The organism is Kamptonema sp. PCC 6506 (assembly GCF_000180455.1).
Classification (GTDB): domain Bacteria; phylum Cyanobacteriota; class Cyanobacteriia; order Cyanobacteriales; family Microcoleaceae; genus Kamptonema; species Kamptonema formosum.
This window is the reverse complement of record NZ_CACA01000202.1, coordinates 1-2,071: the sequence shown is the minus strand read 5'-3', so window position 1 is coordinate 2,071 and position 2,071 is coordinate 1. Positions and strand designations below refer to the sequence as shown.

Sequence of the window (2,071 nt, the reverse complement as noted above, 5' to 3'; positions counted from 1 at the left end):
TGTTTATACAGTAAGCTTTTTAGCCATCCTTATCTTATGTTTAATTAGGGGGATTTACTTACAATCTTGATGTTTGGTTTCACTTCATTACACCCAAATTACTATTATCTGCTCTTATTTACCAATTACCGAAGAAGGGACTAGGGGCTAGGGACTAGGGGCTAGGGAAAGAGGGGGAGAGAGGGAGATGGGAAGGTACCAATTACCAATTACCAGTTAACCGTTAACAGTTAACCGTTAACAGTTAACAAATAAGCTTTCATTCTCCCCTTACCTTTAATTTCAATTTCTCCGCGTTCCTCGAATACGTAAACCCCTTTTAAGCGTTCATAAGTCGATTCTGAGACTTGAATGCGACCGGGGATACCGTGAGATTCCATCCGAGAAGCAGTATTTACAGTATCACCCCATAAATCGTAAGCAAACTTTTTCCAGCCAATTACTCCCGCTACGACTAAACCAGTGCTAATACCGATCCGAATCTGAAAGTCTTGACCTTTTTTAGCATTAAATTGTGCTAAAGCTTGCTGCATATCTAGCCCCATCTCAGCAATAGCATGAGCGTGGTCTAAATGGTTTTCTGGTAAACCACCTACTACCATATAAGCGTCCCCAATTGTCTTAATTTTTTCTAAACCGTGACGTTCCACCAAATGGTCAAACATCGAAAAAATCTCATTGAGTAACTTAACTAATTCTGTAGGTGAAATCCGGGCAGAAAGCTCTGTGAAGCCAACAATATCGGCAAATAAGACACTTACTTCGGCGAAACTGTCTGCAATAGTTTGCGGATCTTGTTTTAAACGTTCGGCAATTGGTGGTGGTAAAATATTTAGTAGCAAGCGCTCCGATCTATCCTTTTCTGCTTCTAAGGCGCGGCGGGCTTTAAATTCAGCTTTGGCTAAGCGTTCGTATAGATAAACTGATAAGTTGCAGGTTACACAGGCCCAGAATAAGTAAAGATATAGCATGGCTGGAGCCACTGGCATATCTTCGGGTTTGACTTGTAAGTTTAGTGCAGCATTAACTCCGAAATAGTAGACAAATACGCCTAATTGTGCTGTCAAATGTAGGGGCCACCGGACGGGGGTGAGAGTAGCTTGACCAAAAAACATGAGGCTCCAGGCAATAATATCGGGTTGGGCGATACCCAGGAAAGTGGCTCGTATTTGCGGGATCAGGGTTGTTGACCAGGATAGCCCTAAGAATATTAAAGCGTGATGGCGGCGCACTGCGGGGATTTGCAGGGAGGCAATGCCAGCGAGGAGAAGCAGTTGTACGACAATTTGGGTTAGCAGTAAGGAACTGTTGAACTGCTGGCGATTGAATGCAAAGTTTGTTAGTTCTAGGATGCTAAAAGTCACGAAGGCGAAGAAGGCTAGCCACAATCCCAGTTTCATGCGACTGAGAATAAAGCGATCGCGCCATGCTTCGTAGTCAGCTTTGAGGTCGAGTTGAGGGATGTCCCCTAACTCTTGGAGGGGCGAACCCTCAGCCCAGACTTGTTTATCTATTTTACTTGGCTTCTCTCGCTTCATGGTAGATATGCTGCTTCTGTTGAAGGAAGCGAAAGGTGTACATCTTTAGGTTATTATGATCAATAATGCTCCATACTGGGAGTTATAGCAGAAGGCACAAGGTAAAAGGCAACTATGCAGAAGGCTTTAGTTATCTAAAAGGACAGAAGTAAAATGCAATCAAAACAATAGTTTCAGCAATTAAGAACGTCCTCATTAAGTAAATTCTTCTTACTTCTTCCTTCTCTCCTAGATAACTAAATTTTTCTTCTAAATTTTTCTTCCTTCTTCCTTCTTCCTTTGAATTATCTTGGCGGTTGCTAAATTAATTTTTCCCCAAACATACAATGGAAGATATAGGTTCCCAACTCCCAACAGATAAATTAGTTGAGCGGATCTTGTCTTCTGGTCAACTGAGTCGGATGGACAGACAGCAGCTCAAGTTGGTCTTGTTAGATGATTCCATCAATGAAAAAGAGTTAGTTTTGATCGAGCGAGTTATTGATGGGGTGAGAAAAGGCCTGCTAGATATTGTGGATGAAAATTGAAAGAAA

2 protein-coding genes are annotated in these 2,071 nt (G+C 42.1%); one reads left to right on the top strand and one right to left on the bottom strand.

Going from position 1 to position 2,071, the window contains the following annotated elements; genetic code table 11:
* Positions 1-230: 230 nt before the first annotated feature.
* Complete coding sequence (locus OSCI_RS10580; protein WP_007354930.1) at positions 231-1,538, bottom strand: adenylate/guanylate cyclase domain-containing protein; 1,308 nt, start codon at positions 1,536-1,538, stop codon at positions 231-233.
* A 326-nt stretch (positions 1,539-1,864) separates the two neighbouring features.
* Between OSCI_RS10580 and OSCI_RS10575 the strand changes: the two genes are divergently transcribed.
* Positions 1,865-2,065: a hypothetical protein gene (locus OSCI_RS10575; RefSeq protein ID WP_007354929.1), complete on the top strand. Its 201-nt coding sequence runs from the start codon at positions 1,865-1,867 to the stop codon at positions 2,063-2,065.
* Positions 2,066-2,071: the final 6 nt, after the last annotated feature.

Excerpts from the sequence above, each read along its gene's own strand:
- OSCI_RS10580 (WP_007354930.1), bottom strand. The coding sequence starts at position 1,538 with ATGAAGCGAGAGAAGCCAAGTAAAATAGATAAACAAGTCTGGGCTGAG.
- OSCI_RS10575 (WP_007354929.1), top strand. The coding sequence starts at position 1,865 with ATGGAAGATATAGGTTCCCAACTCCCAACAGATAAATTAGTTGAGCGG.